This window comes from uncultured Lacinutrix sp. (assembly GCF_947500605.1).
GTDB lineage: Bacteria > Bacteroidota > Bacteroidia > Flavobacteriales > Flavobacteriaceae > Lacinutrix.
Map to the genome: position 1 here is coordinate 61,993 of NZ_CANMSJ010000009.1, position 22,656 is coordinate 84,648.

25 protein-coding genes and 1 other RNA gene are annotated in these 22,656 nt (G+C 30.0%); 11 read left to right on the forward strand and 15 right to left on the reverse strand.

Annotated features, from left to right (window positions below; all coding sequences use genetic code 11):
• Positions 1 to 11: 11 nt before the first annotated feature.
• The 8 genes from Q0935_RS12635 to Q0935_RS12670 all read left to right on the forward strand — a co-directional run bounded on the left by Q0935_RS12635 (position 12) and on the right by Q0935_RS12670 (position 6,449).
• On the forward strand, positions 12 to 305 hold the full coding sequence (locus Q0935_RS12635) for a transcriptional regulator (RefSeq protein WP_299386739.1): 294 nt from the start codon (positions 12 to 14) through the stop codon (positions 303 to 305).
• A gap of 61 nt (positions 306 to 366) precedes the next feature.
• Positions 367 to 1,770: a DUF4173 domain-containing protein gene (locus Q0935_RS12640; protein WP_299386743.1), complete on the forward strand. Its 1,404-nt coding sequence runs from the start codon at positions 367 to 369 to the stop codon at positions 1,768 to 1,770.
• On the forward strand, positions 1,770 to 2,144 hold the full coding sequence (locus Q0935_RS12645; RefSeq protein WP_299386747.1) for a hypothetical protein: 375 nt from the start codon (positions 1,770 to 1,772) through the stop codon (positions 2,142 to 2,144). Before Q0935_RS12640 ends, Q0935_RS12645 begins: the two co-directional genes overlap by 1 nt.
• Complete coding sequence (locus Q0935_RS12650; protein ID WP_299386751.1) at positions 2,141 to 2,647, forward strand: Coq4 family protein; 507 nt, start codon at positions 2,141 to 2,143, stop codon at positions 2,645 to 2,647. The genes Q0935_RS12645 and Q0935_RS12650 overlap by 4 nt, the downstream gene beginning before the upstream one ends.
• Complete coding sequence (locus tag Q0935_RS12655) at positions 2,634 to 3,287, forward strand: ElyC/SanA/YdcF family protein (protein ID WP_299386755.1); 654 nt, start codon at positions 2,634 to 2,636, stop codon at positions 3,285 to 3,287. Before Q0935_RS12650 ends, Q0935_RS12655 begins: the two co-directional genes overlap by 14 nt.
• A gap of 39 nt (positions 3,288 to 3,326) precedes the next feature.
• Positions 3,327 to 3,719, forward strand: a complete 393-nt coding sequence (locus tag Q0935_RS12660) for a DUF2809 domain-containing protein (protein ID WP_299386759.1) — start codon at positions 3,327 to 3,329, stop codon at positions 3,717 to 3,719.
• The gene (locus Q0935_RS12665; RefSeq protein ID WP_299386762.1) at positions 3,709 to 4,410 is read left to right on the forward strand and encodes a DUF1361 domain-containing protein; all 702 of its coding nucleotides are present in this window, start codon (positions 3,709 to 3,711) and stop codon (positions 4,408 to 4,410) included. The genes Q0935_RS12660 and Q0935_RS12665 overlap by 11 nt, the downstream gene beginning before the upstream one ends.
• A 143-nt stretch (positions 4,411 to 4,553) precedes the next feature.
• On the forward strand, positions 4,554 to 6,449 hold the full coding sequence (locus Q0935_RS12670) for a TlpA disulfide reductase family protein (protein WP_299386766.1): 1,896 nt from the start codon (positions 4,554 to 4,556) through the stop codon (positions 6,447 to 6,449).
• A 70-nt stretch (positions 6,450 to 6,519) separates the two neighbouring features.
• On the opposite strand, the gene Q0935_RS12675 is transcribed toward Q0935_RS12670, so the two are convergent.
• The 3 genes from Q0935_RS12675 to Q0935_RS12685 all read right to left on the reverse strand — a co-directional run bounded on the left by Q0935_RS12675 (position 6,520) and on the right by Q0935_RS12685 (position 10,753).
• Complete coding sequence (locus Q0935_RS12675; protein WP_299386769.1) at positions 6,520 to 8,595, reverse strand: hypothetical protein; 2,076 nt, start codon at positions 8,593 to 8,595, stop codon at positions 6,520 to 6,522.
• A 93-nt stretch (positions 8,596 to 8,688) separates the two neighbouring features.
• Positions 8,689 to 9,525, reverse strand: coding sequence for an SDR family oxidoreductase (locus Q0935_RS12680; RefSeq protein WP_299252884.1), 837 nt, complete (start codon positions 9,523 to 9,525; stop codon positions 8,689 to 8,691).
• 19 nt (positions 9,526 to 9,544) lie between these two features.
• Positions 9,545 to 10,753 carry an NAD(P)-dependent oxidoreductase gene (locus Q0935_RS12685; RefSeq protein WP_299386773.1) on the reverse strand — a complete coding sequence of 403 codons (1,209 nt, stop codon included), beginning with the start codon at positions 10,751 to 10,753 and terminating at the stop codon, positions 9,545 to 9,547.
• Positions 10,754 to 10,978: 225 nt separating this feature from the next.
• Here Q0935_RS12685 and ssrA point away from each other — a divergent pair.
• Positions 10,979 to 11,373: a transfer-messenger RNA gene (gene ssrA, locus Q0935_RS12690) on the forward strand.
• A 477-nt stretch (positions 11,374 to 11,850) separates the two neighbouring features.
• On the opposite strand, the gene Q0935_RS12695 is transcribed toward ssrA, so the two are convergent.
• From Q0935_RS12695 to Q0935_RS12735, 9 genes are all read right to left on the reverse strand, one after another.
• Positions 11,851 to 12,204: a hypothetical protein gene (locus Q0935_RS12695; RefSeq protein ID WP_299386777.1), complete on the reverse strand. Its 354-nt coding sequence runs from the start codon at positions 12,202 to 12,204 to the stop codon at positions 11,851 to 11,853.
• Positions 12,205 to 12,219: 15 nt separating this feature from the next.
• The gene (locus Q0935_RS12700) at positions 12,220 to 12,750 is read right to left on the reverse strand and encodes a thermonuclease family protein (RefSeq protein ID WP_299386780.1); all 531 of its coding nucleotides are present in this window, start codon (positions 12,748 to 12,750) and stop codon (positions 12,220 to 12,222) included.
• Between the two features lie 16 nt (positions 12,751 to 12,766).
• The gene (locus tag Q0935_RS12705) at positions 12,767 to 13,681 is read right to left on the reverse strand and encodes a hypothetical protein (RefSeq protein WP_299386784.1); all 915 of its coding nucleotides are present in this window, start codon (positions 13,679 to 13,681) and stop codon (positions 12,767 to 12,769) included.
• Between the two features lie 4 nt (positions 13,682 to 13,685).
• Positions 13,686 to 14,948: an ABC transporter permease gene (locus tag Q0935_RS12710; protein ID WP_299252898.1), complete on the reverse strand. Its 1,263-nt coding sequence runs from the start codon at positions 14,946 to 14,948 to the stop codon at positions 13,686 to 13,688.
• Between the two features lie 3 nt (positions 14,949 to 14,951).
• A complete protein-coding gene (locus Q0935_RS12715) occupies positions 14,952 to 15,347 on the reverse strand; it encodes a hypothetical protein (protein WP_367181460.1) in 396 nt (131 codons plus the stop codon).
• A 142-nt stretch (positions 15,348 to 15,489) separates the two neighbouring features.
• Positions 15,490 to 16,209 (reverse strand): hypothetical protein, encoded by a 720-nt coding sequence (locus Q0935_RS12720; protein WP_299252901.1) that lies wholly within the window; start codon positions 16,207 to 16,209, stop codon positions 15,490 to 15,492.
• Between the two features lie 216 nt (positions 16,210 to 16,425).
• Positions 16,426 to 17,091 (reverse strand): response regulator, encoded by a 666-nt coding sequence (locus tag Q0935_RS12725; protein ID WP_299252905.1) that lies wholly within the window; start codon positions 17,089 to 17,091, stop codon positions 16,426 to 16,428.
• A 2-nt stretch (positions 17,092 to 17,093) separates the two neighbouring features.
• A complete protein-coding gene (locus Q0935_RS12730) occupies positions 17,094 to 18,977 on the reverse strand; it encodes a tetratricopeptide repeat protein (RefSeq protein ID WP_299386788.1) in 1,884 nt (627 codons plus the stop codon).
• 53 nt (positions 18,978 to 19,030) lie between these two features.
• Entirely contained in the window at positions 19,031 to 19,201 is a 171-nt protein-coding gene (locus Q0935_RS12735) for a hypothetical protein (protein ID WP_299252911.1), read from the reverse strand.
• Positions 19,202 to 19,542: 341 nt separating this feature from the next.
• Between Q0935_RS12735 and Q0935_RS12740 the strand changes: the two genes are divergently transcribed.
• Positions 19,543 to 20,229 carry a hypothetical protein gene (locus tag Q0935_RS12740; protein ID WP_299386792.1) on the forward strand — a complete coding sequence of 229 codons (687 nt, stop codon included), beginning with the start codon at positions 19,543 to 19,545 and terminating at the stop codon, positions 20,227 to 20,229.
• 2 nt (positions 20,230 to 20,231) lie between these two features.
• Positions 20,232 to 20,558 carry a phosphotyrosine protein phosphatase gene (locus Q0935_RS12745; protein WP_299386795.1) on the forward strand — a complete coding sequence of 109 codons (327 nt, stop codon included), beginning with the start codon at positions 20,232 to 20,234 and terminating at the stop codon, positions 20,556 to 20,558.
• A gap of 40 nt (positions 20,559 to 20,598) precedes the next feature.
• Here Q0935_RS12745 and Q0935_RS12750 read toward each other — a convergent pair whose 3' ends face one another.
• From Q0935_RS12750 to Q0935_RS12760, 3 genes are read right to left on the reverse strand one after another with little or no spacing between them, the layout of a single operon-like run.
• Positions 20,599 to 21,438 carry a DMT family transporter gene (locus Q0935_RS12750; protein WP_299386797.1) on the reverse strand — a complete coding sequence of 280 codons (840 nt, stop codon included), beginning with the start codon at positions 21,436 to 21,438 and terminating at the stop codon, positions 20,599 to 20,601.
• A 28-nt stretch (positions 21,439 to 21,466) separates the two neighbouring features.
• A complete protein-coding gene (locus tag Q0935_RS12755) occupies positions 21,467 to 21,985 on the reverse strand; it encodes a LacI family DNA-binding transcriptional regulator (RefSeq protein ID WP_299252923.1) in 519 nt (172 codons plus the stop codon).
• On the reverse strand, positions 21,982 to 22,650 hold the full coding sequence (locus tag Q0935_RS12760; RefSeq protein WP_299252926.1) for a bifunctional 4-hydroxy-2-oxoglutarate aldolase/2-dehydro-3-deoxy-phosphogluconate aldolase: 669 nt from the start codon (positions 22,648 to 22,650) through the stop codon (positions 21,982 to 21,984). Before Q0935_RS12760 ends, Q0935_RS12755 begins: the two co-directional genes overlap by 4 nt.
• Positions 22,651 to 22,656: the final 6 nt, after the last annotated feature.

Genomic DNA, 22,656 nt, shown 5'->3' on the forward strand with positions numbered 1-22,656 from the left:
GCAGGAAATGTATGAGCATAATAACTAACATAAATAAACTATTCGACCACAGAATTAGACTAGGCATCATGTCTATTTTAATGGTGAACGAGTATGCCGATTTTAATATGCTTAAAGAACTCCTGGGAGCCACAGATGGCAACTTAGCAAGCCATACAAAGGCCTTAGAAAAAGCAGAATATATTAAAATTGAAAAACAATTTATTGGCAAGAAACCCAATACAAGATACAGCACTACTCCATTAGGAAAAGCTGAGTTTAAAAAACACATTAACGCTTTGGAAAAATTAATACACAAATCTTAGTTCCTTTTTTTTATACACTTACTTTGAATTTCAAAGTACTTTTAAATAATAAATAAAACTTATGAAACAAGCCATCATCATTCTCTCGTCTCTTGTATTTAGTACTTTATTCTACAGTCAGAATATTGGATTAAATCTATCCATTTTCAGCATCCTTACTTTAATCGTATTAATTATTAGCAATACCAATAAGTTTAAGAATAAAGCAACAATTATCTATGCTCTACTCTATTTAGTAACTGCAGCAATAGTGTTCTTTCAACACACTACATTATCTATAATAACAAACTGTGTTGTCTTTTTTACTTTAATTGGTAGTATTACTGAAGCTAGATCTTCAATATTTGTAAATTGGTTAAATGGTTTTTACACAACTGTTGCAGGCTTCTTTCATAGGAGTTTTCATTTTAACGAAAAAGAAGCTAAGCCCATACTAAAAAAAGACATTGACTTTATACATTGGATAAAACTAATAGGCATACCATTAGTATTTATTATTGTTTTTATTCTGCTTTACAAAAACGGAAACTCAGTTTTTAACGATTTAATCTCTCAAATAAATCTAAAGTTCATCAACATGCAATGGATTTTATTTTCGGTTTTAGGTTACTTCTTATTCAGTAATATTATAAATCCTGTGGAAGTCGAACACGCAACAAAATTGGATTTAGAGACAGGAAACTCACTATTTAAAGGCAAGAATTTTTCTGAAGAAGATTTAAAAAAAGAAAAACAACTGGGCACAACGCTTATGCTATTGCTTAATGTATTAATCGTATTTTATTTAGTTACAGATATTATTGCTATTAGCACGTCTGCTACTTCAAATGCTGAAACATTATCAAATCAGGTGCATAGCGGCATTAATGCTTTAATAGCCTCTATTGTAATTGCAATTGTTATTATTCTATACTTTTTTAGAGGAAATCTTAACTTCTATAAAGACAATAAAACATTAAAAAGTTTAGCATTTATATGGATTATTTTAAATGCTGTATTAGTTATTCTAATTGCACTTAAAAACAACATTTATGTTTCATCCTTTGGCTTCACCTATAAACGTGTTGGTGTTTACATATACTTACTATTAACATTTATAGGACTTGTAACAACCTTTCTAAAAGTACTAAAAGTTAAAAATTTACTGTTTCTATTTAGAGTAAATACACAAATAGCTTTTGCAATACTTATGCTTTGCAGCGCTGTAAATTGGGATTACCATATAACGTATTACAACATTAACTATGCACAATCTGTAGATTTAAACTACCTAATAAAGTTATCTAATAACAATGCTTCCTTATTAAAAACATACAACGATAAAAACACGTTAAGTAGTAATAACTACAAAAGAATAAATAATAAACACACCAATTTTATTGAATTATTAGAAGACCGAAACTGGCAGGAATACACCTACGAGAACTTAAAACAAAGTAATAACACCAAAACACAAAACTATTAATGAATGTTCCATCTAACGTAGGGAAATCTACATTATTAGCCATGTGTATTTTCTGGATAATCAATTTTACAAAAGATGTAAGTATGGACTTAGCCGGAATTGTATTGTTATCGGCAATCCCAATTTTTATTTGCGTAACACTTGTAATAATTATTACAATATGCCCAATCTTCTGGATTTTAAAAAAAGACACTATAAGTAATTACGCTATTGCAAAAAAGTACTTTCCATATTATGCAATAGTAATGTTTGGCTTGTGTCTTATGGGAGTAATAGCATCAAGAGCTGATATTTATTCTATTAGTTTCTTCATTACAGTATTTATTACAACAGCACAATCATGGGTATGGTTTGCAAAAGAAAATAAGGTATGAAAACACTAAGAAAACAACTTATTAATTGGCTATTCGAGGCTTCAAGTAAACTCTATACTCGTATTTATAAAAACCAGAAACCATGGCAAATTACTAAATCAGATTTGCTCTCTTATTCTAAAAACAGTTTAGGTTACCGTTTGGGTTTATTTCTCGATAAAAATAATTTCGAGCTCATTCCAAAAGTAGAACGTCATGATTGTTACCATGTTTTAACAGGTTACAGTACAAAAGTAGAAGATGAAATTGCTTTACAATATTTAAGTTTAGCAAATGGTAAACGAAGTCCGTATTTGTATGGTGTGGTAATTTTAGGCACTATTATTCTTCCAGACTATTTCACATACTATTTACAATCTTATAAAATAGGTAAAGAAGCAAATGTGTTTCATAATCTAGATTTTAAATCACTATTAAAAGTGAATATAAACACTATAAGGCAAGCTATATTTTCGAAGCAGCAAATACAAACCATTAACAATTTACATTATGAGCAGACTTAAAACTAAATTACTTAAATACATGAAAAAGGTTTCTATAATTACAGCTCTAACGGTAATATTCGCAGTAATATGTAATGGTATAATTATTTATAATGCTGAAGGTAAAACGTTTTCAGAAATTAAAAACATTCCTAAAAACAAAGTCGGAATCGTTCTAGGCGCAAGTAAATTTACTAATGGCAATCGCATTAATTTATATTACAAATACAGATTGGAAGCTGCTGAAGTACTTTACAATGCAGGAAAGATAGAATACATTTTGATAAGTGGAGATAATAGTAGGAAAGACTACGACGAACCTTCCACCTTTAAAAACGATTTAATAGCCAAAGGCATTCCAGAACATAAGATCTTTCTCGACTATGCTGGATTTAGAACTTTAGACTCTATGGTTAGAGCAAAAGCTATATTTAGTTTAACCGAATGCACAATCATATCTCAAAAATTCCATAACGAACGTGCCATTTACTTAGCTCAGAAAAACAACATTAATGCTATCGCTTTCAATGCTAAAAACACAACAGGTCGGTACGGTTTAAAAACTAACCTTAGAGAATACTTAGCAAAAACAAAAGCCGTTTTAGACATCCTCTTTAGAGTGCAGCCTAAGTTTCTTGGTAAAAAAATAGACATTATATAAAACGAGCCTTCTAAAAAAATGTAATTAAAACAACAACACATGAAAACTACATTTCAACCTTATTACTTCGCATCCTTTTACCTTCTGTTATTAATAGAAATTGCTATTGCTATATTCTTAAAAGGCGGATTTATAAGGCACACGTTTGGCGATTTCTTATCCGTAATTCTAATCTATTGTTTTATTAAAAGTTTTTTAAACATCAAGCCCATATTAGTAGCTGTGCTAGTACTTGCTATTGCTTTTATTATTGAATTCTTACAACTAGCAAACATTTTAGAGTTTTTAAATTTAAGAGACAATAGATTAATTGCAACAATATTAGGCACATCTTTTAGCATTCAAGACCTCATCGCCTATACTTTGGGCACAATATTTATTTTGATTACAGACATTTCTATTAATAAAAAAAGCATTAAAAATGAAGACTGAAATTCGTGAAATCAAATACCTAAAAAAAAGAAATATTGCTAATATCTTTAAAACGCTATTTCCAAAACAAGCGCATTCTTTAAGTATTCTATTTATGCTTATGTTTTTTAGTTTTGTCATTCTATTTTTTAGAATAGCAATTACCAAAACACTTTACTATACTTTTTTAGTTTGGAATATATTTTTAGCCATTATTCCTTATGTTATTACAATGTATTTATCCGATAAAAAGAAACTAAACAAAATCAGTTTTATACTAGCTTTTGGTGCTTGGTTAGCCTTTTTACGTAATGCTCCATATATAATTACAGATTTATATCATTTAAGCAGAAGCACCTTTAATATCATTTGGATAGATACTTTAGTAATTAGTGCATTTGCAATCACTGGTATGTTTTTGTTTTATTTTTCTTTATTTCAAATGAAAAATTTACTCTTATCTTTTTTAAGCAGAAAGGTTTCGGAAGCTTTAATTACTACAACCATATTTCTATCTGCTTTTGGTGTTTATATTGGTCGATTTTTACGCTATAATTCTTGGCAAATTTTAAGTCATCCGCAGCAATTATTTAGTGACATTATAAACATGATACTTCATCCTATTACAAATAAAGAAGTTTGGTTATTCACACTATTATTTGGTTTCTTTTTACAACTTGGCTATTCCGTTTTTAAACGCTTAAAAAAATAATCTTTTTTATTCCTTAACATAATATGATTCTAGTTCATTTAACAACCATAAGTCTCTTATTATAAAACAATAACAAGAAATTAATACAATACTAATTTTCAATTTATTATTTTTATAAGATTAACCAAAACTTAAACAAAAAAATGAAACATTTATCAGCTGGATTACTACTTGCGGTACTACTTGTTTTTTCATGTAAGAAAGAAACAGAAAAAGTAGAAAAAACAAACACTTATACTATGGGTGATTTTGAACTTTCTGCAGACGTTGTAACACACAACAAGCCAATTACTATTACTTATAATGGAGAAGACCAAGATATGGAAGGTTTTTACTATATGCTTAATGGTTACAAATCCTACCCAAAGGATTTAAATTTTGAAAACGGGAAAGCAACTATTTCAATTCCAGATTCTATTACTGCAATTGCTTTAAACTTAAAAGTAGATGGAAAGTATTTAGATAATGATAAAAAAGGCTATCTATTTCCTGTTTTAGATAAAGATGGAGCAACTATTATTGGAAGCAATTCTAGTATGGAAGCTTACAAATCTGGTAATGGTCAAAATTACGGAATAGAAGGCGATGCAGATGTTTTAGCAAAAACACTTGAAGCAGATATTACAGCTAATCCAGAACTTAAAGAACTTTGGGGAACTCGATATTTAAGTAATGTTATGAGAAGTGACAGCAAAAAAGGAAAAGCATTGGCTAATACAATGTTAACTGAATTCGCTGCGAAAAAAGATTTAACAGAAGAAGACTACACACAAATAAGCACTATATACAGAAACTTAAGAGATGCAAAAGGTGTCGATTCTATTTCTAAGATTGCAATTGCAAAATTTCCTAATGGAGAATTGAAGCAACAAGCTTTAATGAATGATTTTTATGGTTCAAAAACATTAGATGAAAAGGAAACTATTTTTAACGAACTTGAAACTAAATTCGGAATGAGTCCTTCATTATCTTACGCTGCAAACAGTATTGCTGCTCAAAAATTTAAAGAAGGAGACGAAGCTGGTTTTAAATTATACGCAAGTAAAATAACTAACCCAAACGATAAAGCTGGATTATACAACAGTGTTGCTTGGCCTGCTGCCGAAGAAGGAAAAAACATGGAAATGGCTTCTCAACTGTCTAAAGCTTCTTTAGATTTATTAATGGAAGCAAAACAAGATGTATCTAACAAGCCTGCTTACTATACTGAAAATCAATACAAAAAAAGTGTTGATGATGCTTACAATATGTTTGCAGACACTTACGCTTTACTACAATACAAATTAGGAAACGTAAAAGAAGCGATTACATACCAAGCTAAAGCTATTGGAGATGGAAAAAGCAGTGATGTTAACGAACGCTATATTGAATTTTTAGTTGCAGATAAGCAATATAAATTAGCAGCAGAAGAAGCTAATTTATTTTTAAGTGAAGGTCATGGAACTAGTAAAATAAAAGAGTTTTACAAAACAGCTTATACCTCAATAAATCCTGATGCTACAGATTTTGATTCTATTATTTCTAAAATAGACAAAGCGAACCACGAAAGAGAATTAGCCGAATTAAAGAAGTCTATGCTTGACGAAGAAGCGCCACAATTTGTACTTAAAAATTTAGATGGAGAAAACGTTTCACTTGGAGATTTAAAAGGAAAAACAGTGATTTTAGATTTCTGGGCAACATGGTGCGGACCTTGTAAAGCTTCTTTTCCAGGAATGCAACAAGTAGTAGAAAAGTATAAAGACGATGAAAGTGTTGTTTTACTTTTTGTAGATACTTTTGAAGATGGTAAAAACAGAGAAGAAAATGTAGCTAAATTTATTAAAGATAACAACTACGATTTCCATGTGTTAATTGATGGAAAAGTAAAAGATAGTAACGATTACGAAGTTGCTAAAAAATATGGTATTACTGGAATACCTACTAAAATAATTATTGGCCCTACTGGAAAAATAAACTTTAGAGCTGTTGGTTTTAGTGGCAGTAACGATAAGTTAAAACAAGAAATGGACTTAATGATAGATTTATTAAAATCTTAATTAAATAGATTTTATAAAAAGAAAAAGCCACGATATATATCGTGGCTTTTATATTTAATAGTATTTAATATTAAAAGTCTAAAGGATCGTTTGGATCTGTACCGTTTGTAGCTTCACTACAATCGTCTACGCCATCTCCATCGGTGTCTGGGTCATTTGGATCTGTAATATTTCCATTAGGATTACAAGTTGTTTCTGTAAAATCGTTACCAGACAATTCCTCACAATTAAACAAACCGTCTCCATCGCTATCTTCGAAACCTAACGCAGTAATAACTCCAATTATATTTTGTCCTGTATTATCACTTTCTACTCTTACATAAAGTTGTTGCACTCCAATAACTATTGATGTATAAGGCATTGACAAGGCATTAACTTCACTTTGCGCATCCATTAAAGTTTCATAATAATTATAAACAAAGTTTGGAAAAGAACCATCTTCATAATACAATGAAAAATCGTAGGTATAAACATCAATTGCACAACCTATTTCATAAATTTCGGCATCAAACATATTAGAATTGTTATCGATATCGTCTAAATAATCTGGTGTTTGATCTCCATCTGTATCATCGTTCATTGGGTTACCATCATTATTAGCATCTTCATCTGCTGTATTTATTCCATCTCCATCATCGTCTTCATCTTGGTAATTTGGAATCCCATCATTATCGGTATCATCATCATCTAAGTTACTATTTCCGTTTACATCTTCATCAATATCAAAAATACCATCAGCATCTGTATCTACTAAATCAACACAAGACATTTCTGTGCCTAAATCTGTAGTTGGCGCTGTAAAACTCCCATTAAAAACACCTGTAGACTGACTATTAGTAACGTCTATTACTTGTGCAGAATACGAAGTATCTGAAGCACAATAATCTATTACAACAGCAATTTCTCCATCTGTAATTGGAATTATTTGCGATTGGTTATTATATACTAATTGAAGGTATCCATTAGTAATAGCATCTCCATTGCAATCGTTAAAAATAGCGGTGAAATTTGTTGTTAAAGCGCCTCCACTTTGTGCGGTTACTGATATGTTTTGATCTTCGGAATAAGGCCCTAACGCCATAGAAAATTCGTTACTTACACATCCAAAATCTGAAACAGTTAAGGTTAGAGTTTCATTTGCAGGAACTAAACCACAAACCAGTCCATTATTATCTGTATACCCAGAAGTAGTAGAACTCCAACCAGAGGCATCTCTTTCTATTTGCACTAAAATATTAGGAATAGGATTGTTATTTTGATCAACTATTGTAACACAAAAATCGATAGTTTCAAAAGGTGCGTCACAATTCCAGAAACTAAAATGAGAAACTTCTCCTTCGTATCTTCCATTAACTAACGTTGCAGAACCTTCTTCTTTCCAATACCCATTATCTTCATCAAAATACCATAATGGAATTGTAGCAGGAGGATTTGTAATGCTACTAGCAACTGGAACTCTTATAATCCCTGGTTCTCCTGGAGCGATATTTAATTCTTCTCCGCCATCTCCTCTTAACTCAACAGCAATCATTCCATAAGATTCTAAAACTCTAAGTTCTCCGTCTATATTTTCTGCAGTTAAATTACCAGGCATCATTTGCGTAAAGTATTCATTATCTACACTTAACGATTTCATTATAATATCTACATTTCCTTGATATGCTCCTCCAAATTGATTTGTAAACTGCCCTGGAAAATCTACTTCTACACCATCTGGTAAAGCTATAGTTAATGGTTGACCTGCAATTATTGTTGCTACAGGATCTAAACTTAACAACATTATTTTAACTTGGTTAACACCGCTTGTTGGCACTAAGGCTCGAGAACTATTAATAAAACCATTTTTACTCACTTTTATATCTGCAAACTTACTGTAAACTGTTGCACTAACTATTGAAAATACACCGTTAGCATCTGTTACAGTAAAAGTAGAACCAATATTAATAGTAGCTCCTGCTATTGGATTATCTTCCTCGTTTACAACTGTCCCAATAAAACGAGCCTGAATGGCACTTCCAAAATTCTGTAAAAACGGATTAGTTTCTCCAGCTTCAGAACTTTCGTTTATAGGTATATTATTATCATTCTGGCAAGCGGTTAACGCAAACAAAAATGCTAAAATGAATACATTCTTTATTAATTTCATAATCTATTTTTTATCTTATATAAATATAACAACTAGTCTTTAATAACTCCTAATCTAAAATTTTATTTGTTGTTAACACTTTAATATGCTGTATTAAACACTTTTTTTAATTAATGCAACATCATTTTCAAAATTTGTAACAGTTGAAGATTTCTCTCTATTTTTTTCTTGAATTTTTCTAACAATTTTGGTTGTTCTGTTTCTTGTTAAGAAACGTGGTAAATTTGCTAAAAACTTATTAAAATTTCCCGGAACTGCAACTACTTTACCTTTTAACATTGCTTTATAACCATATGCAGCAACTGCTTTTGGGCAAGCCATATTAAAACTTATTTTATTTTCTGAAGAAGCGCTAGAAACCACTTCTTGAAAACAGGTTTTGGTTGGCCCTGGACATAAAACAGTAACTGAAACACCTGTTCCTTTAAGTTCGTTTGCTATAGCTTCGGAAAAAGAAAGTAAATACGATTTCGAGGCATAATATAAAGCCATCATTGGCCCTGGCTGAAATGCTGCTAAAGAAGAGACGTTTAATATTTTACCATAATCTCGTTTTATCATGCCTTGCAAAACAAGCTTGGTTAAATGTGTAATAGTTATAATATGTAAATTTAACATTGCAGATTCCTGCTCCCAATTATTATCTACAAAAGAACCATAAATACCAAAACCTGCACAATTAACTAAAACATCTATTTCTACGTTTTTAATAGTATTAAAAACAATTTGGGCACTATTACTCTTGCTTAAATCTACAGCCATAACCTTTACGTTACAGCTGGTAGTTTTTTGTATTTGTTTTTTAATTTCTTCTAGTCTTACCTCATCTATATCTATTAAAACTAAATTGTAGTTATCTTTTGCTAACAACAGCATTAACTCGTATCCTAATCCTGATGCTGCTCCTGTTACTACCGCTGTTTGGTGCATGTATTTATTTTTGTACTATTTATTTTTCTCCGTCTACGTAGTCTTGTAAATATTTAAATCGCGGTGTTAATTTACTATCGCTTGTCGTTATTTTTGCTCGTTTTAAAATTTCGTTCTTATCGTTATTAAAAAACGATGGTATTACATGTTTTAAAAACATTTCTCCAAAACCTTCACTAGCATCTTTTGGTAACTCGCAAGGTAAGTTATCTACTGCCATAACTGTAATAGCATCTTTTGCGTTAAAGGCTACTTCTTTTTCTGTTTCCGCATGGTAACCATAAAAAGGATCTGCAATTGTAGATGCTTTTAATGTTGATGCTACCGGTCCATCTACATCGCAAGAAATATCTGCTACCAAATTAATTTTAAAATCTGGAGATTTAGCGTCTTCTCTTGTAAAAAGATAAGGTGCATTGTTTCCATAAAAATGTCCTGCGATAAAGAAATCTGTTTCTTTTGCATAAGGCATAAAGTTACTTATGTATCCTGTTGGGTCTTTATAGAATTCCCACTTATCTCCTACTTTACCGTCTGCGCGTTTTGCATATTCCATTACATCTGCCATTACATAAACAGGTTCTGTAAATGCTGTTGTTAAATATAACGCGTCACTAACTTCTTTTATTTTTAAATGGTCTAAAATCTCTTTTGCTCCTAATGCTACTTTTCCTGTTCCTGTAAGTAGTATTTTAATATTTGGAAGTGTTATTTTATCTAATTCTGCTTTAACAGCATCTAAATCTGCTAGTGTTTCTACTTTTGGCAAATTAAACAAACCGTCTCTTAGCCCTAAAGCTCTAAAACCATTATAAGCACCTACTAATCCTGCATAGCGACCAAAACCAATTAATCGTGCACCATTTTGTTTTACAATGGTTTCATGATCATACATTTCTATGTTTCTTTCTAGCATTGCCAAAAGTAACTTACGATTGTAAGGCTGCTTTTTTATGGTATGCGAAAAGTAAAAGTATTTTTTATTTGGTATTAGGTTTTCTATTGGCACTTCTTTTACGCCTATCATAACATCACAATCGGACACGTTGTCTGTTACCTCAAAACCTAGCGCTCGGTATGCCTCGTCTGGGAACACACGAATGTCGCTAGACTCAACAACAAACTCTGCTTGCGGGAATTGCGACCTAGCTTCTGCTAGTTTTTCTGGTGAGAATACCACACGTCTGTCTGGTGGGTTTTTACGTTCTTTTATTATGGCGAATTTCATATATAATTGTGATTGGAATAATTTTTGTACTAAAATAGTAGTAAAAGTAGGCTTATACAAACTTTCTTAATAACTTTGCATTCTTTACTTGATGCTTTTAAGGTTTTGAGTGAGTGCGTTAAGGATTGAAGTGGCATCCTTTTGCTTTTTGCAAAAGATATAACGGAAAGCCTGACTCTACGTAGTTTTTACGAAGTAGAGTAACGCCAAGATAATTTAATATTTGGGGTCGACTGGTTTTGACAGCGAGATTAATTAGATTGTAAGCACGTCGTGTAATGGCATTGAAACACGTTAAAGACTAGACCAAATTTTAATCGGCGAGAATAACTACGCTTTAGCTGCATAATCTGAATTATAGTAAGATTAAGCCTCGGTACACAAGGTGTACGAGCTTTATGTCTCCGGAAAGCCTTGATTGACGGCGTTCCAGATGAGACATCGAAAATGTCAATATAGATTAGGTAGTGCTTTGTTGCCTTTTTGAAACTAAAGAAGATAAGTTAAAAGTGGATTGTCTTTAATCAGCTTTTAATCGAAAACCTAAGAAAAGAATAAACGTGTAGAAACCCTTTTGGTTACTTGTTTGGACGAGAGTTCGATTCTCTCCGGCTCCACAAATGCCCTTTTAACTAGCTAGTTAAAAGGGCATTATTTTTTAGAGGTGCTGTATAGATGTTAATTTTCTTCAAAATGTCATTACTTCTTTTATTATAAAATTTATTGGGAATAAAATTAAACTGAGATAATAATATGTTTTTTTTTAAACCTTCTTTAGTATTGCCTATTATATTGATATAATTTCTTTAGCGGCATTGCTAATAATTAATGTTTTAATAAAAAAAGCCTCGCTGGTTAAGCAAGGCTTTTAAGCGGAGTAAACACAAACTGATTTATAGCAATAATTTACTATGTAAACTCTACTATTTACCAAGAAGTTATTGTTTGGTTAATACATATTTAACTTGGGATGGTAAACTTAAAGTAAAGCTAGTATACTTAATTACGGGTTTCCGTAAAACGGAAATAAAAACCTTAAAAAGAAACAACCCTAGTTTATTGAAGTGTTTTATTTTGCAAACTAAAACCTAAACTATTTAGTGCTGATAGCATCTTTGGTTAGTATTCTTAGTTTTACGTTTACAACGTTTTCCTGCTTTCGTTTTTCCAATACATTGCAAAGCAGATGTACTTTTGGCGATACTAGTTTGTTTATTATTTGATAATGAATTTGAAGTCGATTTACCTTTACCCGGCTTGCAAACTGAACATGCCGAAAAACCAAGCTCTAAAGCTCTCTTTAAGGTGTATTCCTTTTTAGAATATTTTAAATATTTACAACTAGACTTGTGATATTTCTCTCCAGTTTTTGTGGTGTAAACAGATTGTGCCACAACAATATTTGCAAAAGCAAATGTTAAGATTAATAATAAGACTTTTAAGGACTTCATTTATAATTATATTCTTTAACCCTTGTTTTTGTTTAGTTTCTTTAATCTATAGGCTTCTTTTTTATTATCTCTCCATTGCCAAGGAGAAATAGCATTCAAATCTTGCCATAAACCTACTTTGTCTTTTTTAGCATTATCTTCTAAACTTTGTAAAATGGTATCTTTAGAATATTTTACATAATGCCATGCTAATCCTTTTTTCACCAATTGATGATTAAGGTTTATAGAATCTCCATAGAACACATTAGCTATTAATCGTCTATATCTGTCCTTTTTTAAGACTTGAACAGTTACATGTTTATTAAAAATGGCCTCTGAAACAAAATCCTTTGCTTTTGTTGAAAATGATTGCTTTTTTTCTGGGCAATCTATATTTGCCAATCTTACTTTTACGACTGTTGAATCCTTAGTTAATAATTTAAAAGTGTCTCCATCCATAATACCAACTACTTTACCCAAAAGTATTGTTGGTTTAACTTCTTTATTTGTATTGAATGAAAGTAGAGAAATTACAAGCAATAATGATGATAGCCAAAGTTTATACATAGCTTATATAATTTAATTAATTGTTTAAAATAAAATCTTTAATAATCTTATCCATGTTTGATGGCAATTCTGCTGTTTTAACATCATACCTTTTAACTTTCATAGCTTCAAACCAATCTTTCCAATATTTGACAATAACTTCTTGCTCGTAAGGATTTTTATTATCTGGATTTAGCCCTAAAACAAGAATTTCTAGATTAGATAAATCATCTGTTGCTGGTATAAAACCAAATTGTTCTTCTACTAATTTATTTTTCCAATCTTTATTATTTAACTTAAAGCCTCTAATAACCTTAGGTGTTAAGTAAGTAGTAAGATTTCCTTCTTTTATTTTTGTGTTTTCATGATATATATAGCCGTCCGTTAGCACTACTAAAATATTTCTATAATTTTCTTCAACACAATAATCATTAACTTTTGTTTTAAAAAATCTCCAAGTATCAGACCCTACATAATTATTATCTATAATTGCTAAATCATATATTTCTTTTGGTTTTAATGCATAGCTTTCTTTTAACTTATCTAGAAGTTCTAATGTTACATTACTTCTATTTATATTATATTTTAAACCTTTAGAGATTGTATTTATATTTTGATTTCTAGGTTCTGGATCAAAATACAATTGAATTTTATCATTCATACCTCTTATTTTTTTCCTTCTTAAATGTGTATCAAAAGCATCTGAAACAGATTTAATATAAGCCACGTCTCTTAAATAGTATTCCATAGATTCATTTGGATACTTTATAGGATCTATTCTATCAGACAAATCTAATAAAAAACTAATGTTTAAGTTTTTGTTTGAAGCACTTAGACTAGCTTGTTTTGACATAATTTTAGGTTTACTCACTTTTTTTTCGGTATCATTTACACAAGACGTAAAAACAATAAGTACCAAGCCTAATAAAATTTTATTTATACTTTTTTTCATTGTATTAATTTTTAGCAAATATTAAGTGTTGAAAATCCATGTCTTCTAAATTCAATTCTTTTAAATGGTTTTGAGAGACTTCCTCACAACTATTTCTCAATTCATCTTTTGATTTAGAAGGTAAAGCTAACACCACATTTATAAATTGATACCATCCTTCTTTATATTGATAATGGTAATGAAGATATTCTTTTACAGGAAAAACAAATCCATCAATTTTGGATTGAAGTTCTGATATCTTACCATTAATAGAAGCAACTTCACTCCTTAAATCATCAACTTTTAGAAGTAAACCTGCTTTTTTCTTTTCTGTATTTTTTATTTCCTCTTTTTTATTTCTTATAAATGCTTTTATTTTATCTACGTTTTCATGTTCTTTCATTACAAAATCGAACACCAATCCCCAAATTAAATACACTACAAATCCAGCAAAAATAATCCCCCAAAAATTAACACTTTTAAGAGCCATTGAAGGCGAAAAACTTTGTCCTAAAACCATATCAAAATCAAATATTTTTTTTTCTATTAAATATGCCAATATCACATCAAACATAAATGTTAAAACAAAAAGGGCTAATAATTTTATGTAAGAGACAACTTTTTTTGTTTTTTGAAACATATGTATTAGATAACCTAATCCCATAAAGACAAAAGGAATTGTTCCTATAAAAATAGCCTCAAGCCATCCATCTGCAATTGCTTTATTTAATGCATTAGCATCAAAAATAGCTGCAGTTAAACTTCCTGTTTCAAAATCTTTAAAAAAAGCAGAATATGATGCAGAAATATAAAATACGAATAAGTAAATTGTTATTGGTAATAATAACAATAATCCAATATAGAATTGAGCCTTAGGTCTTTTATCTACATCTATTCCATAAACTTCTGGATTCTGTTTGACGTTTATCATTTCAAATTTACAATCATCAATGTTTTTTATTAAAATATTTTTTTGTTCTTCATGTATCAATAATGCTGTTTCTCTTTTTTTAAGCTCTGTTCTTTCTTTTTCTTGTTGTTCTTTATAAGGTTGTTTCAGTCTTTCTTGTTCGTTTAATTGTTTTCTACATAAATCTTCAAAACTGTTATATAAATTCTTTAATCCAACACCAAAAGTTACCGCATTGCCTGACGCCTTTGTTGATGCTACATACCCACTTTCATAATAAGTGACACGAACTTGTTCCCTTGCTTCTTCTGTACTATCAAATAATGGCTTAGTAGCTTCATTACTTTTTAGTTTAAATAGTTTATTAATAGCTCCCATATTTTATGAATTTATATCTCTTATAATATCTTCTTTAGTAATACCTTTTTGTGCAGAATCCAATAAAAAATCTGCCAACTCTGTTATATTCTCCTCTAAAAACTCAAATTTTTTACAATACTTCTTTAGAGTAATATATTCATCATCAGTAACTTTTCCATCTGCCCAAATCATCATAGATAAATCGTATAGATATTCAACTCTTAACTCTAATGATTCTGGTATCGATGAATCATGGGAAGGGTTTAGTAAAATTTCATTTAGTTGTTCCTTTGTTAACCCTCTATCCTCTGCAAACCGATAGAGCATTTGCATCTCAAGCACATCAAAGTTATCATCTGAAAAAGCTATTTGATATAGTCTTAAAAAATGGCTTTTCAATTCTGTAGATATTATCATAAATTAATTTTTTAGTTTGTTATATCATATAGTTTAAACTATACGACTTTTAATTCCTCAAACTTAAACCCTTATAAAAACAAAACCTTACGGGAATCCGTAAGGCTTGTAAAATGAATCTTAATTTAGTTATATCTATTTTCTAATCTTCATCGAAAAAGAAATCGTGTATTTTAATAATATCTCCTCTACCTATTTGTACAAGATCATTAGTTTCTTTTAAGAATATCCCTAAAGAACGTTCGTTATATAATAGTTTCATATCCGACGAATAATCTGTTACTACATACATATCACCTTCTAATTTAAAAAATGGAATTATTAATTTGCTTTTTACTTTAACACCTCTGTTTACTACTTTACCTTCTTTTAGTGTAGACATAATAGTAGTATTATTCGTTTCATTTGATGCTACTTTCACATAAGCTAACATCATATTTAACCATTCTGCATCGTCTATTAAATACCATTTTACTTTTTCAAAATCTATACCATATTCACTAATCCATCCACGACTAGTAAAACCAAATAACACTTGTTTTCTGCCATCTAGCTCTGGCTTATCTCCTGCTGTAAATTCTTGAATTTTAAATGAGATTACAGAAGTCGACGACATATCCTTTACCTTTTTACCATCGAAATCTAATGTTTTTAAGGAAAAACTAGTAAGTGTTGGGTGATTGGTTAACACCCATTGTGTAGCTGTAAGTTCTGCTTGCTCTTTCATTTGATCTACAGCAGCTATTCCTGCTCCAATTGCTAAAAGTCCACCAATTGCAGCGACTGTTCCTTCGTTTTGTCCAGAGACTTGTTTAGGCATAAAATAAACCAGAACAAATAGGAATAAAATTGATTTTTTCATGTTTTAATATAATTTTAAATTGATTAATATTTTAATGTAAAAATTTCACTAGTTAGGTAGGTTATTAACTATACAAGTTTATAAAAATCTACAGTAACAAAAAGGATTCTGTAAACTCTACTATTTACGAGCAAACTATTATAAATTAAAATGCTAAATTTAAAATAAAGCTAGTGTAGTTAATTACGGCTTTCCGTAAAACGAAAAACAAAAAATTTAAATCAACCCTAAATCTTTAGCTATTGAAACTAAATGAATAGTATTATTAGCTCCAAATTGGGTTTTTAATTTATTGATTTTCTTTTCTATAGAACTTAAACTGTAAGGTGATAAATTCTTTTTCTGTAAGTGTTGTGATATACCTTCTTGAGATAAACCTAGAGACAATTGCTTTAGTAATATAATATCGAAATCGTCTATTTCTATATTTGTTTTAGGACTTGTAGCTGCTGCTACTTGAGGCGATAGATATGTATCGTTATTGTACACCGTATTAATTGCTGTATTAAGTTCTATAAGCCCTCTTCTGCCCTTACAAACATAAGCATTGCAGTTATGCTTGTTCATTAAGGTTCGTACTCTTTGTAAACGATCTTCTACCGAATAGACTATCACTTTTAATTCTGGATGCTCCTTTTTTAAAACTTTTACTAATTCTTCACCAGAAGTGTAGGTTTCGTTTCTATGGTCTTTTTTATAAGACAAATCTGTAATAAGCAGCTCTATTGGCTCGTTATCTTGTGCCGCTTTTTTTACTTTTAAATAAGCATCGTCACAATACTGTACTTCTTGTACGTCTGTTATTTTTAATGTATCTAACACAGATACCACACCTTGGTTAATACTTAATAAATCGTCTGCAACAAGAACTTTTTTAAACATAACTAAACTTTAATTTCGGCTTTAAAGCCATTATTAACTTCGGTATCAAAAGTAATAGTTCCTTTTATTCCATTTATACGGTTTTCCACATTTTGCAATCCATTGGCTTTATTTAACGTTGTACCAACACCATTATCTTTGTAAATAATTACTAATTTAGTATTAACCATTTCGAAGTTAACAACCACAAAAGAGGCTTCACTGTGTTTTTTCATATTTACCATTAACTCTTGTAAAACTCTGTAAATGGTCATCTTTTTTAATTCAGAAATTGCCTGCCATTCTATTTTAGATAAGTTTCTGGTAATAACATTTGTAGTATTGCTTATATAGCTCTGTAAAAGGTCTGCCAACACATCATCAAAATTTTCGGTAACACCTACAGCGTTATTTTCTCTAGAAATATCTCTTGTTTTAATGTAGATAGCCTCTAGATCGTCTAGCACAACTTCATTACTAGTTTTGTTGCCTTGTAGCTTTGCCATTACATGGTAAACATCGTTTGCAACCTCGTCGTGAACCTTTTTAGAAATACGCGCTTCGGTAGTAAAAATATTTTGCAGATTTGTTTTTTTATTTTTTGCTTTTAATATAAAGTACATAAAAACAGAAGCTAAAAAGATAAAACTTCCTAATGCCATGTAAATAAACTTAAGTCGTTTTTCCTTTTCTTTCTCTAATTCGCTTTCTTTAGCTAATAGTGTTTGCTTTGCATAATCATACTTAATAGAGGTATATTTTGCCGTATTTAATAACCTCACCTCTTGTAAACTGTCTTTTAAGTATATATATTCTGTAATTTTAGAATGGCTTGTAGACTTTCCTAAAACCGCAAGTGCTTCTATTCTATCGGATACACTTTTTGATATATTCGCCAATTTATAGGCTTGTTCTGAATGTGTTTTGGCTTTGTCAAAGTTATTTTTATCCAAATAATATTTAGCCAAATGAATATGACTAGTAAATAAACTAGAACTATTATTCTCTTTTTCCTTAAGTTGTAATGCTTTTTTTAAATTCTTAAGCCCTTCTGGTTTGTTTAATTTAGATTGTACAAAACCTAAATTATCTAAAGCTTGTGCTTTTTGGCTAGATAGATTTTGACTTAAAGTGTTTTTATACACTAATTCGAATGTATGTTCTGCTTCTTTTAATTTATCTTGTTCTATAAAAACCACAGCTTTATTATTAAGAACTTTATTTCTATTCTTGATGTTTTTTGTTAAAAGCAAAGCTTTTTCATAAAGCATTAAAGCACGATCGTAATTTTTTAAATCTTTATACAAAATCCCCAAGTGATTATAAAGGCCTAGTTTAGAACCAACTACTTTGGGCGTTTCTTTAATTTTATCCAAAAGCATTAAGCATTCTACTGCTGTAACTTCACTCTCAAAAGGCAAACCTATTTTGTTTTGAGAACTTGCAATATACTGTAGTGCTTTTATTACAGCCAACGTGTCTTTATACTTTAAATTAAACTCTTTATAAGCTTCGTAATATTTATAAGCACTAATTAAATCTTGGTTTAATCTATTATAGTCTGCTAATTTTTCTAGAGCTAATTTTTCCATTTTTAAGCTTTTCTGCTCTAAACTTCTTTTTAGCAACTTTTTAGAAAACACCAATGCGCTATCGTAATTTTTTGTTTGATTTAGCAAATAACTTTTTCTATTTAATGTCTTTAAGTAAAAATGATTAATAGTATCGTTTCCTAATAACGAAATAGATTTTGAGATCGCATTCACTTTAAACTCCAAGGATTTAGATTTCTCTTTAGACATTGCATAATAAACCTTAGCACTGTCAATTACTTCTTGAGCATAACTATTACTTACTGTAAAAAGTAATAAAACAAAAAAGAGGAATGTGTTTTTTATACATTTCATTCCTCTAATTTATTAACTAAAAATTTATTTTTTAGTCCTTTGGTTAACTTTATTTAATCGTCATCATTATCTCCATCATCCTCAGGTTCTTCCGGCAAAATCTCTTCATCTTCACCTGTTGTACCTTGTTCTGTATTAGCAACCTCGTGCAAACTAGTTGGTGTACAAGAAAAAAACGCTCCATTGAGGAAAACCGTAAATATTATTATAAAAAATTTCTTCATTTTACTAAAATTTAAAATTTGACATTAGTGTTGCCGTCCGATAGGTTTATCGGACTATTAATTTGAATAGCAACACGCTAAAATTTGAGGAGAATCCTCTACTGTTTTTTGGAAAGTGTGGAGTATGTTTCTTAATAAAAATTGTTACTTTCCAAATGGCAATTTCAATTTAGAATAGTACTCCATGGTAGAATTAAAAATTCCGTAAGCCTTATTACGAAAAGGCATTTTTAATTCTGTGTCAAATAAATGAAGATTAATAAAAAAAGTTTGGAAAGACCCTGGAAGGTTCATGGAAAAGAATTTCCAAAACAATAAACACTTAAAAATAAGAAGGTTTAATGCATAGAAAATTACTTATAGATGCCTATAAAAAGGCCGAGAAAGAAGAAGGTTTGAAAAAGAAAACACACGTTACTCTTTTTCTGTCTGATTATATTGTTGAAGATTCAGGAGAACCTTATGGTGAAAAAATTTTAAGGATTCATTATAATAATGCAATAGCCAATACAAATGAAAAGGTTGAATTGAAAAATTTTGCAGCGAAGAGTTTATGTAATTATTTAGGCTACACAGCATTTAGTGATTATGATACAAGTGAATCTGTAACTCTTGTAAATAGTAAAGTCAATTTCTTTATAAAGCATAAAATAAAATTTCTATTAGTTATCGCTTTAATTTTGGGAACACTTTTAATAACCTCTTTTACTATTGAAAATCAAAAATGGATGGTTTGGAAAACCAATCATTATGAAGAAGTATCTTTTAATATTGAAAAACATAGCTTAAACGATTTAAAGATTTATAATGAAGATAGAATTAACTACTTTAAAAAGGTTAAACCTAGCTGTAGTACAACTTATTTTACACGTAATGGAAATGAAAAACTATGGTATGGTAAAAACAACCAAAAGGTATTAGAATTCTTTTCGGCCTTAGGCTTACATCCTGAGACAGGTAAAACATTAAAACCAATAACTGAGTATATGATTAAAAAGTATATTTGTGAGGACTTTAATAAAAACTAATTGTGAATATATTATTTGTTTGTTCTGCCAATAAACAGCGTTCTAAAACTGCTGAAGATTATTTTGCGTTAAATTATCCTGATTTTACATTTTTAAGCGCAGGAACAAACTCTAAAATTTGTAGAAAAGAAGGCACCACAGAATTAACCGAAGATTTATTAATCTGGGCAGATAAAGTATATGTGATGGAACAAAGACATTTAGAGCAAGTTAAAAAACATACAGGTTCTAAATACTATAATAAAATAACAGTTTTAAATATTCCTGATATATACAAATATTATGATGCTGAGCTAATATCTATTTTAGTTGGAAAGCTCGTATTCTAAAACATTAATCTAATAATGAGTTATTAAAACGAGTTGTTCTTTATTTTTTTGATTGTTTAGTAACAATATTAAGCACCAACCCAGAAACAATTAAACCAATGCCTAGAACGCTCCATAATGTATAGTCTTCACTAAACCATAAAGAACCTATTACCATTGTAAAAATCACTTCTAAATACTTTAATGGAGCAATTTGATTTGTTTCACCAAGCTGCATTGCTTTAGTCATATATAATTGCGCAAAATATCCAAAAGCACCCAAACTTAAAAAAGTTAACCATTGTATTCCGGTTGGGTTAATCCAATTATTAATAGATAACACACCTCCAATTAATGCAGAGATAATCATAAAATAATTGACAACTACAACAGGATGGTCTTGGTTGCCTATTTTTCTAATGGTTATATAAACCAAGCCTGCAAATACGGCAGAAATTAAAGCAAAAACAACACCTTCAATTTGTAACTCGTTATCAAGTCCTTTTAAAACTAAAACACCTGAGAAGGCCAGAGCAAAAAAGAGCCATTGTATTAATTTAATTTTTTCTTTGAGGAAGAACACAGCAAATAATGCTGCAAAAACAGGTGCAATATACCTAAGAGAAACAGCCGTTCCCATAGCTATATATTTTAAAGAAAAGAAAAACAACATCATGGATGCTAGTCCGAAAACACTACGCAATACCAGTAATCCTTTTTGATTTCCTTTTAATGAAATTTTGTTTTTTAATAAAAATGGAAGTGTAAAAAATAAAGACCCTATAGATCTAAAGAATACAATTTGGTAAACACTAAAATTATGTAATGATTTTACAAGTACATTTAGAAAAGTAAATGCAACTGCGCTTATAACCATAAACAAAATTGCCTTTTTAAGCATTTAAGTAGGTATTAGTTTATTAAGCAAATTAAGCGATATTTTTTAACAATGCATTAAAACTATTAATACAATATTTCTCTAATTGCTCTTGAGATTGGTTTTCTGTTATTTTAATAAACTCAATAGGATGGTTGTAGTTTTCTATTAGAGGCTTTGTTTTAGACAACAAAATAACGCCATCTACACTACCATCGTTACTATTTTCTATACATTCTTTTTCTTTAGAAGGAGATTCTAAAGATTGAAAAAGCACAATTTTGTAACCATTACTATAAGCTAGTTTTTCTATATTAAATAAAAACCAGCTGTAAAGGCTATTATTAACCTGTGGTATTATAACAGCTACTGCTTGTGTTTTTTTCTTCCTTAAACCTATGGCATAAGTATTAGGTCTATAATTATATTCTTTAGCAATATCCTTAATTAATTTCCTTGTACTACTACTAATATCAAGTTTATTATTTAATGCTTTAGAAACAGTAGAAACCGAAAAACCCGATATATGGGATAACTGTTTTAATGTCATTATAGAAACTAAATCTTTCATGATCTAAGCTCTTTGATTATTTCGATAGCCTGGTTTGTAAGTGATTCGATACCGTTAAAATCAAATTCTCCGTTAGCATTCTTTTTAATTAATTTTGAACCAATACCAACGCAAGTTACTCCTGCAGAAAACCAACCTTCTAAATTTTCTTTAGTTGGCGAAACACCTCCTGTAGGCATAATACTTGTCCAAGGTTGAGGTCCTTTTATCGCTTTTATAAAATCTGGTCCATAAATACCTCCTGGAAATAACTTTACAATTTCGCAACCTAATTCTTCGGCTCTAGCAATTTCTGTAAGCGATCCACATCCTGGAGACCATAATACTTTTCTTCTATTACAAGCTATTGCAATATCTTCTCTAAACACTGGTGTAACAATAAAGTTTGCACCTAAAGCCATATATAACGAAGCAGAAGCTGCATCTGTTACAGAACCAACACCAAGAATCATTCCTGGTAATTCTTTTAAAGCATACTTATTAAGGGCACCAAATATTTCATGTGCAAAATCTCCTCGAGCAGTAAATTCCATTAATCTTGCTCCACCTGCATAACATGCTTTTAAAACCTGTTTACAGTTATCTATATCACTATCGTAAAACAAAGGAACTAAACCCGTTTGTTGCATTACATTTGCTACTTCTATTCTTGAATATTTTGCCATCTTACT